Source organism: Streptosporangium vulgare, from assembly GCF_042428775.1.
GTDB classification, from domain to species: domain Bacteria; phylum Actinomycetota; class Actinomycetes; order Streptosporangiales; family Streptosporangiaceae; genus Streptosporangium; species Streptosporangium vulgare.
The window spans coordinates 87,810-101,041 of record NZ_JBHMBS010000008.1; the positions used below are offsets into that span (position 1 = coordinate 87,810).

The following is a 13,232-nucleotide window of genomic DNA, read 5'->3' on the forward strand; positions in this document are numbered from 1 at the left end:
CGCCTCAGCTCACCGCCTGCTTCACCAGCGCACCGATCCGCGCCTCCACCTCGGCCGTCACCTCGGTCAGGGCGAAACCGGCAGCCCACATCGTGCCGTCGTCCAGGTTCGCCTGGTCGCTGAACCCGAGCGTCGCGTAGCGTGTCTTGAACTTGGCCGCGCTCTGGAAGTGGCAGACGATTTTGCCGTCCAGCGCGTAGGCGGGCATCCCATACCAGAGCTTGGGCGCGAGGGCCGGGGCGCTGGCGGTGATGACGGCATGGACGCGCTCAGCCATGATCCGGTCCGATTCCTGCATTTCGGCGATCTTCGCGAGTACGTCCCGCTGGTCCTGCGCCGCCTTGTCCGCACGTGAGCTGCGGCGCGCTGCCTTCTTCTGCTCTTGGGCGTGGTCCTTCATCGCGGCCCGCTCCTCGGCCGTGAATCCCTGGTAGGTGCTGCTTTCGGTGTTGCTCATGGCGGATTTTCTCCTTGAGGATCTTGATTTTCGGGATCTTGGGAAGGGACCTCATGGTCCTCTGTTCGGGAGCGGTGCCACCGGAGCGTGAAGCCTCGGGCAGGCGGCGTGTCCGGTCGAGGAGTCAGACCGACCGGCTCGGCTGCCGTCGCGGTCGCCCCGCCGCCTGCCTCAGACGGATGGGGCCTCCCATACGAACCCGTCGGGGTCGGTGAAGGTCCCGCCATCGCTGCCGATCACGATCCGGTGTGATCCGGTGCCCTCCTGGGAGAGGCCGGTGTCCTTGGCGAGGGCGCGGCGCGGGTAGAGCGCCAGCGTGACGGCCGACGACGGGGTGTCGAACTCGACGTACTTGCCGCCGAAGCTCTTGGCCACGGCCAGGCCGCGGTCGACGTAGAACCGCTTGCTCGCCTTGACGTCCACCACTCCCAGCAGGAGCGCGACCTGGTCGATGTGCCGGGCGGCAGGGCCGGTGTCCTTCTTCTTCGAGGTCGCGACCTTGCAGATCGTCCCGTCCGGAGCGCGGACGACGCCGCCGTAGCCCCAGAACCCCTTCGTGGCCGGCTTCAGCGTCGTGGCGCCGGCGTCGAGGGCGGCGCCGATGAGGGCGTCGACGTTGCCCGGCTGGGACACCACGAGTGACAGCGCGAACCCGCGGAAGCCGGTCGTCGGCGCGTCCGAGGCGCGGACGTTCACGTAAGAGCCCAGACCGAAGGCATTGTAGAAGGCGTCCGCGGCCGTGGGGTCGGGAACTTCCAGGGTGACGGATTCGAAGGAGGTCATGGCAGGTCCTTTGAGCGAGGTGGGTTCGTTGTCTTGTCGGCGGCCGCTACGCGGCGGGTATGGCGGGGCAGGCCGGCACTCACCGGTCCTGGATCAGCCCGAGGACGTTGCCGTCGGGGTCGATGACGGTGGCCACCAGGCGGCCGCCGCCGACCTCGTGCGCGGCCTCCTGTACGGTGGCCCCCGCGGCGATCACCTCGGCCAGCTTCGCCTCGATGTCCGGCACGTGCCAGTAGGCCACCGGCGAGGTCATGCCCTGCGGTCCACCGCCCGGCACCAGCCCGATGTGCTGGCCCTCAACCTCGAAGCCGACGTAGTAGGACGAGTCGGTCTGCGGCGGGATACCGAGCAGGGCCGCATACACCGCCTTGGCCTTCGCCAGGTCGGACACGGGGTGCAGCACGGTCTTGATTCCCTGGGTGAAAGAGCCGGCCATGGTCACTCCTGTGGTCGTGGGCCTCATCGACCCGCTGTTTGCGTGTTCACAGCTTTGCTTCCGGCCTGCCCGGCCGGCATCCGTGGCGACCACGGAACCCGACCACGGATCGACGGCACGGATCGCGCACAGTGGCCACCACGGATGAGAGCACGGAGGGAATGCGGCAATATGTGACAGTGATTGCAGCAGCGGACATCTCCCCTCGGGAAGCCGAAGTGCTGGAACTGGTCGGGGCCCATCTCAGCAACGCCGAGATCGGGGCACGGCTGTGCATCTCGGTGCGTACCGTGGAGAGTCACGTCTCCTCGCTGCTGCGCAAGCTGGAGGTGCCGGATCGGCGGGCGCTCGCCCGCCGCGCGTCCGAGCCGGTCGGCGTCGGCCCGTCTCACCCGGCACCGGTTCTGCCGGCCCCGTTGACCTCGTTCGTCGGCCGGGTGAGCGAGCGGGCCGAGCTGGCCGAGCTGATCAAGGCACACCGTCAGGTGACCGCGGTTGGTTCCGGCGGAGTGGGCAAGACCCGGCTGGCGTTGGCGGTGGCCGCGGAGGCAGCCGGCGAGTACGCCGACGGGGTGTGGTTCGTCGACCTGGTTCCGGTCACCGATCCGGACCTGATCGCCACGGCGGTCGCCGGGGCGCTCGGCCTCGGTGAGCAGCCCGGCCGCGGCATGACCGAATCCGTGATCGCCGCGCTGGCCGACCGCCATGCGCTGCTGGTGCTGGACAACTGCGAGCACGTGGTGGACGGGGTGGCGCTGTTTCTCGAGCGGCTGCTGGCGACGTGCCCTCGGGTGACGGTGCTGGCGACCAGCCAGGCACGGCTGATGGTGCCGTTCGAACGGGTGTATCCGGTCCCGCCGCTGTCACTGTCCGTCGACGGCGAGTCCGACGCGGTCGCGTTGTTCAGGGAGCGGGCGGCGGCGGTGGGCCGGTCGCTGGATCCCGCACTGCGCGATCAGATCGCCTCGATCTGTGAGCGGCTGGACGGGATGGCGTTGGCGATCGAGCTGGCCGCCGCCCGGTGTTCCACGCTCGGGCTGGACGGCATCAACGCCGCCCTGTCCCATCCGCTGCGGATGCTGACCGGCGGCTCCCGTGCCGATGAGCGGCACCGTTCGGTGCGGGGGGCTCTGGACTGGAGCCATGCTTTGCTGGAACCGGCCGACCGGGCGCTGCTGCGCCAGGTGTCGGTGTTCGTGGCACCGTTCACGGCTGCTGCTGCGGCGACGGTGGGGGTGACCGGGTCCGAGGAAGGCATTGTCGCCGAGGGATTGGCCCGGCTGGCCGAACAGAGCCTGCTGGTGGTGACGGCGTCCCCGGGCGGGACCATGTACCGGGCGTTGGAGACCATCCGCCAGTACGGGGTGGAGCGGCTGGCCGAGGCCGGTGAGCTGGTCGACGCTCGATCCCGCCACGTTCGCTGGTGCCTGGCCGAGGCCGCCGAGCTGGCGGTGGTACGAGCGGACTGGCGGGCCCGGTTCGACGCGGTGGCGGACGATCTGCGCGCGGCCCTGGCGTGGGCGGCCGACCGGCCGGAACAGCGCACGGACGCGTACCGCCTCGCCCGGCACCTGGCGGAGCTGACCTTCGCCCGTCATCTGATCGGCGAGTCCCAGGGACGCTATGAGCAGGCCGCCGCGCTCGCCGACGACCCCGCCGCCGGCGCGTCGATGCTCCGGCATGCCGCGGCCGTGGCCGGCTGCCGGATGCATGGTGATGACATGTACCGCCTGCACCGCGCGGCCGCGGACGCCGCCCGCCGGTCCGGCGACACCGCCGGCGCCGCCTGTGACCTGGCGACCGCCGCCGCCAACGCCTACCGGTTCTCCGGCAAGTTCGTCCGGAAGCTGCCACAGGAAGAGGCGGTCGCACTCATCACCCAGGCGCGGGAGCTGGCCGGCGACGACCCGGCCGCCCAGGGCGCGGTGGCACTGGCCGAGGCCGGGCGGGCGCTCACCGAGATCGGTGCCGCACCGGGCCTGAACGACGACGCGGTTCCCATGACGATCGCACGCGCCGAACGAGCGGTCGAACTCGCTCACCGCACGGGTGACCCGCTCGCCGAGTCCGCCGCGCTCGATACGCTCACCTGCGCCCAGAGCTGGGCCGGTGACACGTTCGCCGCCGCCGGCACGGCCCGGCGCCGGATCACGCTGCTCTCGTCCACACCGGGTACCCCGGCCGGTACCCACGAGCTGATCGAGGCGCTTGGTGAGGTCACCGAGGCCAGCCTCGGCACCGGCGACCTGCCGGGTGCCCGCCGGTGGGCACGGCAACTCGCGGATCATCCGCTGCTGGCGGAAGTCGGCCATCGTGCCACGGGCTGGCTCCTTGTGGCCGACGCGATGGCGGGCAACGTCAAGGAGATACTCACCGGCAGCGTCCGGTTCCTCGACGCGTGGCAGCAGGCCGGCAGCCCCGCCAGATCCGTCCTCGGCCCGCCGGCGGCCGCAGTGGCGATGATCCACGGCCTACGCGAGGACCAGGATGCCTGGCGCGAATGGAGCGCGGTCCTGAATCAGCTCGACCCCTCACCGGGGAATACCTACGGCTACGGGGCGATCTTCGACGCGATGCTCCTGCTCCACCGTGGGCAGGCACCGCAGGCGCTGGAGCGGCTGGCGCCTGAGCCCGGCGAGGTGTGGCAATGGGTCACCTGGATCTGGCTTCACTGGTACGTGGCGCTGCGCGCCGAGACTGCCGTGCTCGCCAGGAGCTCCGAGGCCGGCGACCGTCTGGCCGAGGCTCGGACCGTTGTGGCCGGCAACCCGGTCGCCACTGCCATCGTGGAGCGGGCTCAAGCGCTGCTGGACAATGACCAGGAGCGGTTGCTCGCCACGGCAGATGCGTTCGACGCCGCCGGCTGCCGCTATCAGTCGGCGCGGACCCTGGTGCTCGCCGGCGGTGACCACGCCGCCCGCGGCGCGGCCGCGCTGGCCGATCTCGGCTTCGCCCCGATGGCGCCACAGGGATAGATCCCAACGCTGCCGGTCGTTCCGCCATCGGGAAATCTCAGATGGGTTGAGACAAACGAGCATTCCTGTGTTTTACGCAAGCCGATCCGCCTCAGGCCGGAGCCCTGCTCCGGATCACTTCATATGGGAACCGACAGGCCGCGCCGGGGGTTGCGCCGGACGGAGAGGGAAAAGTATCTTCACATCAAGATATATGTGAGGGGTCGCGATGCTGCATCACGTTCTGCTGGCCTGCCCTCCGGGGAGCGAGCCGGTCCTGCGCGACTTCTACGAGGGCGTGCTCGGCCTGGCCGAGATCCCCAAGCCTCCCGCCCTCGCCACCCGGGGCGGGTGCTGGTTCCGTGGCCACGGCATCGAGCTGCACCTCGGCGTCGAGGACGACTTCCGCCCCGCTCGCAAGGCCCACCCGGGGCTCCTGGTCCGCGACCTCGACGAGTGGGCCCGGCGTCTGGGCGAGGCCGGTTATCCGGTCGACTTCGACGACGACTTCCCGGGGATGCGCCGCTTCCACAGCGAGGACCCCCACGGCAACCGTCTTGAGTTCCTGGAACCGCTCCCCTGAGCGCTCAGGGAAGCTCCTGGTAGACGTCGGGGATGCCGTCGCCGTCACGGTCGGCGGTGTCGGCCTCGTGGATGCGCCGGTAGACGCGATTACGCAGGCGGAGGATGAGCGCCGCGGCGAGCGCCGCGATCAGGGAGCCCGCCAGGACCGCCACCTTGACGTGGGCGTCGCGCTCGCTGCCGGCCCCGAAGGCCAGCTCCCCGATGAGCAGGGAGACGGTGAACCCGATGCCGGCCAGTATCGAAAGCCCGCCCACGTCCACCCAGGCCAGGCTGTCGTCGAGGTCCGCGCGGGTGAAGCGGGCCACCAGCCAGGTCGCGGCCATGATCCCGATGGGCTTGCCGACCACGAGCCCGATGACGACGCCCACCGCGATCGGGTCGGTCAGGGCGGTGGCGAGGCCGCTCGGGCCGCCGAGGCTCACCCCCGCCGCCAGGAACGCGAACACCGGCACGGCCACCCCGGCCGAGAGCGGCCGCAGGCGGTGCTCGAAGTGCTCGGCCAGGCCGGGTCCGGCGTCCGGGCCACCGGCCCGCTCGCTGCGGACGACCGGCACCATGAAGGCCAGCAGCACCCCGGCGACGGTGGCGTGCACCCCCGAGGCGTGCACCAGCGCCCAGGTCGCGGCGGCCAGCGGGAGCAGCAGCCACCAGGCGCGCACCCGGCGCTGGACCAGCGCGGCGAAGAGCGCCAGCGGGACCAGCGCGCCCAGCAGGGGCAGCACCGACAGGTTCGCGGTGTAGAAGAGCGCGATGATGACGATGGCGAGCAGGTCGTCGACCACGGCCAGGGTGAGCAGGAAGGTGCGCAGCGCCGTGGGCAGGAACCGGCCGATGACCGCGAGCACGGCGAGCGCGAACGCGATGTCGGTGGCCGTCGGGATCGCCCAGCCCCTCGCCGCGCCGCCCCCGGCGCCGCTGGAGAGGGTGACGATCAGGTACAGCACGGCCGGGACGAGCACGCCGCCGAACGCGGCCGCGACCGGCACCGCGGCCCGCCGCACCTGGCGCAGGTCACCGGCGACGAACTCGCGTTTGAGCTCCAGCCCGGCCACGAAGAAGAAGATCGCCAGCAGCCCGTCGGAGGCCCAGGCCGCCAGGTTCAGATCCAGGTGCAGGGCGGAGGGTCCGACCCTGACGGCGCGCAGCGCCTCGTAGGCTCCCGACCAGGGGGAGTTGGCCCAGATCATCGCCGCCACCGCGCCGGCCAGCAGCAATGCCCCGCCGACGGTCTCCTCGCGCAGGATGTCCGCGACGCGGCGGGCCTCGTCCCACGAACCTCGGCTGAACAGGCGAGGCGTGCCGGGGGAGGTGCCGCTCATGAGTGCTCCACTTCGGGGTCGCGTCAGACACTGCCGACCAGACTTCCCGGCGCACCGGCGTCCACCTTACCGGCGGGCTCACCGGAGCACGGCGCGGGGGTGCCGGGCGGGAACCCGGTCCTTCCACGGCATGGCCTCCTCCAGGCGGGCGGCGACCCGGAGCAGCAGGTCCTCGCGGCCGTAGGCGGCGACGAGCTGCCCCCGATCGGCAGCCCCTCCTCGCTCCAGCCCAGCGGCAGGCTGATCGCGGGCTGGCCGGAGATGTTGAACGCTGGGACCGCTGAGGTCGCAGGGGGGCCGGCGCGATGGACGCGTTCGAGGCGGCGGTGCGCTTCCGGCTGCTGGCCGCCCAGGCGGCCCTCGTGATCTCCTCGGGACCACGGAGGCCGCGCGGAGCGGACTCCTCAGACTTCTTGGGCTCCTCGGGTATCTCGGACTCCTCGGACATCTCGGGCACGGAGCACTCTTTTTCCCGGCCCCGGAGATTCCCCGGCACCGGAGAGTGAAGATCCTTGTCGTGCCGTCTCGCCGGTTTCACATCGTTCTGGGGGACTCACCTGGTCGCCGGGACGTCCGGCCGATTCGCGACGCGGGAGACGTCAGGTCAGCGAGCAGGACAGCTCCGCGGCGGCGGCGGCGACCCGGGGGCCCACGACGTCCGGGTCGAGCGGGGTGAAGGTGACCACGCCCACCGACGCCTCCAGCCAGGGGAGGCCGGGCACGGGGGCGGCGACACCTCTGGCCCCTTCCTGGAGCTGGCCCTCGGAGACCAGATAGCCGGTACGGCCCTCGCGCAGGGCGAGGATGGCCAGTCCGGCGGCACCCCGTTCCAGCGGGTGGCGAGAACCCTCGCGGTAGGCGACGTGCATGTTCGTCCAGGAGGGCTCGACCACCGCCACGGCGAGACCGTCGTCGCCCTCGGCCACCGTCAGGTGCGCTGTCGCCCCGACCTCCTCCGCCAGCCTGCGCAGGGTGGGCAGGGCGCCCTCGCGCAGCAGGGGCTGCACGGCACGGGCCAGGACGAGGACCCCGAAGCCCAGGTGGACCCGTCCGTCGCCGTCCCTGCGGACGAAGCCCTCGCTCTGGAGGGTGGTGAGCAGCCGGTACACCGCCGGGCGGCTCAGCTCCAGCTCCGCCGCCAGCTCCGTGGGGGTACGGCCCCGCCGCCCGTCGGCGAGCAGGCGCAGCAGCCGCAGGCCGCGCTCCAGGGTCTGCGAGGATTCGGCCGGCATCTAGGAGGCCCGCTGGGCTGGAAGCATGCCCCGATTATCGCGCGTCACCCGTAACGCCCGCCGGGCTGGAGACACATCCCGATCATCGCCACCGTCCTCGTGACCGGCCTCGCCACCGTCCTCGCGTTCTCCGGCAGGACCTGGCGGCTCTCTCAGCGGGCGCCGAGAAAGGTCAGCACGGCGAGGACGCGGCGATGGTCGTCCTCCGTCCCCGGTATCCGCATCCGGGACAGGATGCTGTGCACGTGCTTCTCGACCGTGCCCTCGGTGATCCACAGCTTGTGCGCTATGCCGGAGTTGGAGCGTCCCTCGGCCATCAGGGCCAGAACCTCCTGCTCACGCGCCGTGAGGAGGTCCAGCGGGTCGTCCCTGCGGTGGGTCCTGATGAGTTCCCGTACGAGACTCGGATCGACGACCGAGCCGCCCTGGGCGATGCGCTCGAGCGTCTCCACGAAGTCGTCCACACCGGTCACCCGGCTCTTGAGCAGGTAGCCGACCCGATGCCCCGTGGCGAGCAGTTCCATCGCCTCCTCCACCTCGATGTGCGCGGACAGCAGGAGGATCCCCGTCTCCGGGAACTCCTCGCGGATCACCCGTGCCGCGTCGAGGCCCTCGTTGGCGTGGGCCGGTGGCATCCGGATGTCGAGGATGACGAGATCGGGACGGTGCAGCCGGACGAGGGCGAGGATCTCCGCCGCGTCCCCGGCCTGGCCGACGACCTCGAAGCCCGACCGCGACATGAGGCTCGCCACCCCTTCGCGGAAAAGCACGTCGTCGTCCGCCAGCGCTATTCGTATTCGCTTCTCGCTCACGGCTCCCGCCCTCTCGCCATGCATTTCTCCCTGGGGTCTGGTTATGGAAACGGTCATGCCGGGTTAAAGAAATTACATATCGCATTCCCGGGTGGTCGTACGACGGGTCGCGGTCGGGAAAAAATCGCCGACCCCCTTCTTGACATGCGAGTATCTTAGTCTCTATGCGCGAACGACTTTTGTCGTTATTGCTGCGCACAAAGCGGCCTCCTCTCGCGGTGGGGATCATCTGTGGCGCTCTGTGCATCGCGGCGGAAGTCCTGCTGTCCCTTTTCCTGGAGCGCTTGACGTCGGGCGACTTCCTCGGCGGGATCTATCTGCTCGGTGTTCTGCTGGTCTCGGTCGTGTGGGGCCTGGGCCTGGGGCTGGGGACCCTGGTGGGCAGCGCCGTCGCCTTCAACTACTTCAACCTCCCGCCCGCGTGGAGCTTCTCGTACGGGACGCGCGGGCTGTGGACCCCGATCCCGATCTTCCTTCTCGTGGGGTTCGCGATCAGCGCGATCGCGGCGCTGGTGCGCTCACTGAACATCCAGGCGGACAACCGCCGTCGCGAGGCCGATCTCGCCGCGCAACTGGCCCACATCCTGTTGCGTACGAATGACCTGAAGGCCGCGCTGCCACCGGCCTCGCGTCTCCTGGCACGGGCTCTGAAGGCACCGAACCTGGAGATCCGGCTTGAGGAGAGCCCGGGGGAAGAACACGGGGAGGCGCTCCCGCTCACGGAGAACGGCGTCAGGGTCGGCGCGCTGGTCCTGCCCGCCGGTGTGCCCGAGCCCGTACGCAGGCGTCTGCGCGAGAGGGTGATGCCTCCCCTGGAGGCGCTGCTGATGGCGGCCCGTGACCGTGAGGACACCGAGGTCGTCCTGTCGTCGAGCCGTGACGAGATCCGCCGGATCGCGCGGGAGCAGGCGGCGTTGCGGCGGGTCGCGACCCTCGTGGCGCGGGGCATCTCCTCGGCGGAGCTGTTCAACGCGGTCGCCTTCGAGATGGGCTCTCTCATGAAGGCCGATCACGTGGCGATCAACCGCTACGACCCCGGCCACGTGACGGTGCTGGGCTCGTGGAGCTGGCAGGACGGCACGGAGGAGAAGGTGCTGCCCCTCGGCTCACGATGGCCGCTCAGCGAGGTGAGCGTCTCGGCCACCGTGCTGAAGACCGGGCGTCTGACACGAAAGGGGGACTACCAACAGAACGGCGGCAAGATCGCGACATGGGTCCGGAAGATGGGGGTCACCTCCACCGTCGGCTCTCCCATCGTCGTCGACGGATACCTGTGGGGTGTGATGCTCGTCTTCTCCAGCGCCCGGGAGCCGAGGTTCGAGGGGGTGGAGGAACGCATAATGGACTTCACCGAGCTGGTCGCGACCGCGATCTCCAACGCCCAGGCCCGCGCCGATCTCGCCGCCTCCCGCGCCCGCGTCGTCGCCGCGGCCGACGAGACCCGGCGGCGCATCGAGCGCGACCTGCACGACGGAGCCCAGCAGCGCCTGGTCTCGCTCGGGCTGGAACTGCGCGCCGTGGAGGACGGCGTGCCGCCGCCGATGACCGAGCTCAGGGAACAGCTCTCCCGGGCGGTCCAGGGGCTGACCGGGGTCGTGGACGACCTGCGGGAGCTCTCACGGGGCATCCACCCGGCGATCCTCTCGAAGGGCGGGCTCGTGCCCGCGCTGAAGGCGCTCGCACGCCGCTCCTCCCTTCCCGTCGAACTCGAACTGGCCCCCGTCCCGCGCCTGCCGGAGCGCGTCGAGGTGGCCCTCTACTACACGGCGGCGGAAGCGCTGACCAACGTGGCGAAGCACGCGAACGCCTCCGTGGTGTACGTCACCCTGGGCATGGCCGGTGCGGCCGTCCGGCTCTCGATCCGCGACGACGGGGGCGGAGGAGCCGACTACGGCAAGGGATCGGGGCTCATCGGGCTGAGGGACCGCGTCGAGACGCTCGGCGGCAGGCTGCGGGTCGAGAGCTCCGTGGAGGAGGGGACGTCGCTCTCCGTGGTGATACCGATCGTGATGACGCCGATCATGACGGTTCCTGTCGATCACCCCTGATGCCGCCGGCGTCAGGGGTGATCGAGCGTCTGACGGTCGGCGAGGGGAAGCCGGAGGACGAACCGCGCGCCACCGGTACAGGAGTCCTCCACGTCGATGGTCCCTCGGTGGGCCTCGGCGATGTCACGGGCGATCGTGAGGCCGAGCCCGGTGCCGCCCCGGTTGCGGCAGCGGGCGGTGTCCAGCCGGGTGAACCACTCGAAGACCCTCTCCCGGTCGGCGGTGGCGATGCCGTCACCGTCGTCGGCGACGGCGAGCTCGCCGTACCGGCCGTTCCGGCACACCTCGACCAGCACCGTGTGCCTGGCGTGGCGCTGGGCGTTGTCCAGGAGGTTGGAGAGGAGGCGGGTGATCTCCGCGTCGACGATGTTCGCCCGCACCCCGGGAGCGAGCCTGAGCCGTACGGGGACGCCGTTCTCGCGCCGCGCGATCGCGGCGAGGACCATTTCTCCCAGGTCCACGTTGACGAACGCGTCAGACGTGTTCGCCCCCACCTTCGCCAGCACCAGCAGGTCGGTGACGATCGTCTGGAGCCGGTCGACGCTCTCCAGCGCGTCCGCCAGGAGTTCGTCCAGATCCGTCTCGCCGGGGTGGAGCCGTGCCTCCTCCAGGAGCGTCCTGAGCCCGGCGATCGGGGTGAACAGCTCGTGGGAGGCGTCGGACACGAATCGCCGCTGCCGGGTGAGCGACTGGTCGACCCGGCTTCTGGCGCTCTCCAGCCGGTTCAGCAGGTTGCCGGCGGCCAGGGCGAGATGCGTGATCTCGTCCGCCTTCGGAAGACCGTGTAACCCGATGCTCAGATCCTTGGCGCGCGGCGACATGAGGGTCCGTTCCGGTGAGTGTCGATCAGTGGGCCTTCGTCGGCGGCGACGGTGTTTCTCACCGGCGGATCGGTGGCCGGGGGGAGACCTCCCGCCTGTGGGCAGTTGTTCACCGCATCATGATGTCGTCCCCGCGGCTCGTCGTCTGCGCTGGCAGCCTCCGTTTGCACCTTCATGCCAGCGGGACCTCCGGCATTCCCGCTAGCCGCAATGCCCCGTCGCCCTCGCCCGGGTACGATCCGCCGCCCGAGCCGGGCGGCTCACTCCGGCACGGTGGCGGTGTGAAGTGTGATGGCCGGTACGGGTTCGGTGGGAGACAGCAGGAGATGGCGGGAGATATCAGAATGCTGATGATTCCCTGACTGGGACTGTCGAGCCCCCCGTGATCTGGGTAAAGTGCGGTTCGATCGTTTTGACCGATTTCCGGGGAGTTCAGGACATGCGACTTACTCTGCGCCGGGCTCTCGCCGTGAGCGCCGCGCTCGCGCTCGTCGGTGTCTTGACACCCGGGGCCGCATACTCGCAGGACGATCCCCGCAGCTGTAACGACCTGATGGGAGCCGACACCCCGGCCTTCGTCGTGTGCACCTGGCTGGCCAAGCCGGAGGAGGCCCTCGGGGTCGCGTTGTTCTGGGGTGCCGACGACAACGCCAACCTCAAGGAGGCGACCCCGAGCGACGGCAAGTTCCTCGACTGCTCGGCTCCCGGGTCGGTCTGCCCGGAGGCGCCCGGCGGCGGTTCCGAGGGCGACGAGAACTCGCCCTTCCCCGAAGGGGCCGGAGAGGGCGGCGCGCCCGAGTGCGAGGCGAACCAGCCGTGCTCGGTCGACGGGCACGGCGAGGGCGGCGACGGCACGGCCGCCGGGTCCGAGCGGACCGGCACCTCCACCCCGACGCCGACCCCCACCCCCACCGGTGCCCAGGACCCCGCGATCGCGGCCGCGGCGCAGACTCCCGCCGGTCAGGCGATCACCGCGGCGAAGGCCGTACAGCTGAGGGTCTGGATCGACACCGAGCTGGCCGACGACTGGAAGGCCGGCACCGAGACCTTCACCGCGGCCGTCAAGCGCATCGGCGCGCTGGCCTCGCGCCCGGAGGTGGCGGGCATCCGCTTCACCTCCCAGCTGGGCTACAACACCACGTTCAAGACCGGTGAGGAGATCACCGCGTTCGTCACCGCGGCCTCCGACGCCCTCCGCCAGGCCGCGCCCGGCAAGCGGCTGGGCATCCACACGGTGGCCCCCGAGCTCGCCTGCGGCGCGAACGACCCCTGCAAGGCCGAGATGCGCAAGCGCTACCCGCTGCTCACTCCCGAGAAGATCGAGTCTCCCCTGATCGCGGGCCGCGTCGACCAGCTCTCCCTGGACAGCGGCCTGCTGTACGGCGGCTACGACGCCTGGAAGATCAACGCTGAGCAGGCCCACCTCAACCAGTGGATCCAGGTCCGCGCCCGTTCGTGGGACGTCCTGGCCCAGGTCGCCGCCGAGGAGACCGGGCTCGTCGGCCAGGTGACCGCCACCAAGATCGCCACCCGGCTGTCGGCGCCCGTCAAGGACGGTGGCGCCCAGCAGGTGAACGTGTGGACCAGCGTCCAGAACGCCCAGGGCGCGGTGAGCCGGCTGACCGCCTGGGACCAGCTGAAGAAGCTTCTGCCGATCCAGCGCCGCCTGGCCGGCGTCTACAACCCGGCCAGTCCCGAGACGGACGTGACCACCGACCTCAAGAAGCTCTCCGAGGTCTTCGGCCAGATCTATCTCACGACCGCCTGACCTGCAGCCGGAGGCCG

Annotated in this window: 11 protein-coding genes and 1 pseudogene; 4 read left to right on the forward strand and 8 right to left on the reverse strand. The window is 70.6% G+C overall.

Going from position 1 to position 13,232, the window contains the following annotated elements; genetic code table 11:
- Window positions 1-4 precede the first annotated feature (4 nt).
- The 3 genes from ACFFRH_RS18530 to ACFFRH_RS18540 all read right to left on the reverse strand — a co-directional run bounded on the left by ACFFRH_RS18530 (window position 5) and on the right by ACFFRH_RS18540 (window position 1,676).
- On the reverse strand, window positions 5-457 hold the full coding sequence (locus tag ACFFRH_RS18530; RefSeq protein WP_344749508.1) for an iron chaperone: 453 nt from the start codon (window positions 455-457) through the stop codon (window positions 5-7).
- 171 nt (window positions 458-628) lie between these two features.
- Window positions 629-1,240 (reverse strand): VOC family protein, encoded by a 612-nt coding sequence (locus ACFFRH_RS18535; protein WP_344749509.1) that lies wholly within the window; start codon window positions 1,238-1,240, stop codon window positions 629-631.
- Between the two features lie 79 nt (window positions 1,241-1,319).
- On the reverse strand, window positions 1,320-1,676 hold the full coding sequence (locus ACFFRH_RS18540; protein ID WP_344749511.1) for a VOC family protein: 357 nt from the start codon (window positions 1,674-1,676) through the stop codon (window positions 1,320-1,322).
- Window positions 1,677-1,855: 179 nt separating this feature from the next.
- Between ACFFRH_RS18540 and ACFFRH_RS18545 the strand changes: the two genes are divergently transcribed.
- Window positions 1,856-4,651: an ATP-binding protein gene (locus ACFFRH_RS18545; protein WP_386158059.1), complete on the forward strand. Its 2,796-nt coding sequence runs from the start codon at window positions 1,856-1,858 to the stop codon at window positions 4,649-4,651.
- A gap of 208 nt (window positions 4,652-4,859) precedes the next feature.
- Window positions 4,860-5,213, forward strand: a complete 354-nt coding sequence (locus ACFFRH_RS18550) for a VOC family protein (protein WP_344749513.1) — start codon at window positions 4,860-4,862, stop codon at window positions 5,211-5,213.
- A gap of 4 nt (window positions 5,214-5,217) precedes the next feature.
- Here the strand turns inward: ACFFRH_RS18550 and nhaA are convergent, their stop codons facing one another.
- The 4 genes and pseudogenes from nhaA to ACFFRH_RS18570 form a co-directional block, all read right to left on the reverse strand.
- Window positions 5,218-6,534 carry a Na+/H+ antiporter NhaA gene (gene nhaA, locus ACFFRH_RS18555; protein WP_386158063.1) on the reverse strand — a complete coding sequence of 439 codons (1,317 nt, stop codon included), beginning with the start codon at window positions 6,532-6,534 and terminating at the stop codon, window positions 5,218-5,220.
- A gap of 78 nt (window positions 6,535-6,612) precedes the next feature.
- Window positions 6,613-6,803 (reverse strand): annotated as a pseudogene (locus ACFFRH_RS18560) (amidase family protein); the annotation flags it as partial.
- Between the two features lie 330 nt (window positions 6,804-7,133).
- Window positions 7,134-7,766: an IclR family transcriptional regulator gene (locus tag ACFFRH_RS18565; RefSeq protein ID WP_386158066.1), complete on the reverse strand. Its 633-nt coding sequence runs from the start codon at window positions 7,764-7,766 to the stop codon at window positions 7,134-7,136.
- Between the two features lie 152 nt (window positions 7,767-7,918).
- Window positions 7,919-8,578 carry a response regulator gene (locus ACFFRH_RS18570; RefSeq protein WP_386158069.1) on the reverse strand — a complete coding sequence of 220 codons (660 nt, stop codon included), beginning with the start codon at window positions 8,576-8,578 and terminating at the stop codon, window positions 7,919-7,921.
- Window positions 8,579-8,796: 218 nt separating this feature from the next.
- On the opposite strand from ACFFRH_RS18570, the gene ACFFRH_RS18575 reads away from it, so the two are divergent.
- Window positions 8,797-10,626 (forward strand): GAF domain-containing sensor histidine kinase, encoded by a 1,830-nt coding sequence (locus ACFFRH_RS18575; RefSeq protein WP_386158072.1) that lies wholly within the window; start codon window positions 8,797-8,799, stop codon window positions 10,624-10,626.
- An 11-nt stretch (window positions 10,627-10,637) separates the two neighbouring features.
- On the opposite strand, the gene ACFFRH_RS18580 is transcribed toward ACFFRH_RS18575, so the two are convergent.
- Window positions 10,638-11,447, reverse strand: coding sequence for a sensor histidine kinase (locus tag ACFFRH_RS18580; RefSeq protein ID WP_344747409.1), 810 nt, complete (start codon window positions 11,445-11,447; stop codon window positions 10,638-10,640).
- A gap of 439 nt (window positions 11,448-11,886) precedes the next feature.
- Here ACFFRH_RS18580 and ACFFRH_RS18585 point away from each other — a divergent pair, with 439 nt between their 5' ends.
- Window positions 11,887-13,215: a hypothetical protein gene (locus tag ACFFRH_RS18585; RefSeq protein ID WP_344747408.1), complete on the forward strand. Its 1,329-nt coding sequence runs from the start codon at window positions 11,887-11,889 to the stop codon at window positions 13,213-13,215.
- Window positions 13,216-13,232: the final 17 nt, after the last annotated feature.

Coding starts and splice junctions, on each gene's coding strand:
- ACFFRH_RS18530 (WP_344749508.1), bottom strand. CDS start 457: ATGAGCAACACCGAAAGCAGCACCTACCAGGGATTCACGGCCGAGGAG.
- ACFFRH_RS18535 (WP_344749509.1), bottom strand. CDS start 1,240: ATGACCTCCTTCGAATCCGTCACCCTGGAAGTTCCCGACCCCACGGCC.
- ACFFRH_RS18540 (WP_344749511.1), bottom strand. CDS start 1,676: ATGGCCGGCTCTTTCACCCAGGGAATCAAGACCGTGCTGCACCCCGTG.
- ACFFRH_RS18550 (WP_344749513.1), top strand. CDS start 4,860: ATGCTGCATCACGTTCTGCTGGCCTGCCCTCCGGGGAGCGAGCCGGTC.
- nhaA (WP_386158063.1), bottom strand. CDS start 6,534: ATGAGCGGCACCTCCCCCGGCACGCCTCGCCTGTTCAGCCGAGGTTCG.
- ACFFRH_RS18565 (WP_386158066.1), bottom strand. CDS start 7,766: ATGCCGGCCGAATCCTCGCAGACCCTGGAGCGCGGCCTGCGGCTGCTG.
- ACFFRH_RS18580 (WP_344747409.1), bottom strand. CDS start 11,447: ATGTCGCCGCGCGCCAAGGATCTGAGCATCGGGTTACACGGTCTTCCG.
- ACFFRH_RS18585 (WP_344747408.1), top strand. CDS start 11,887: ATGCGACTTACTCTGCGCCGGGCTCTCGCCGTGAGCGCCGCGCTCGCG.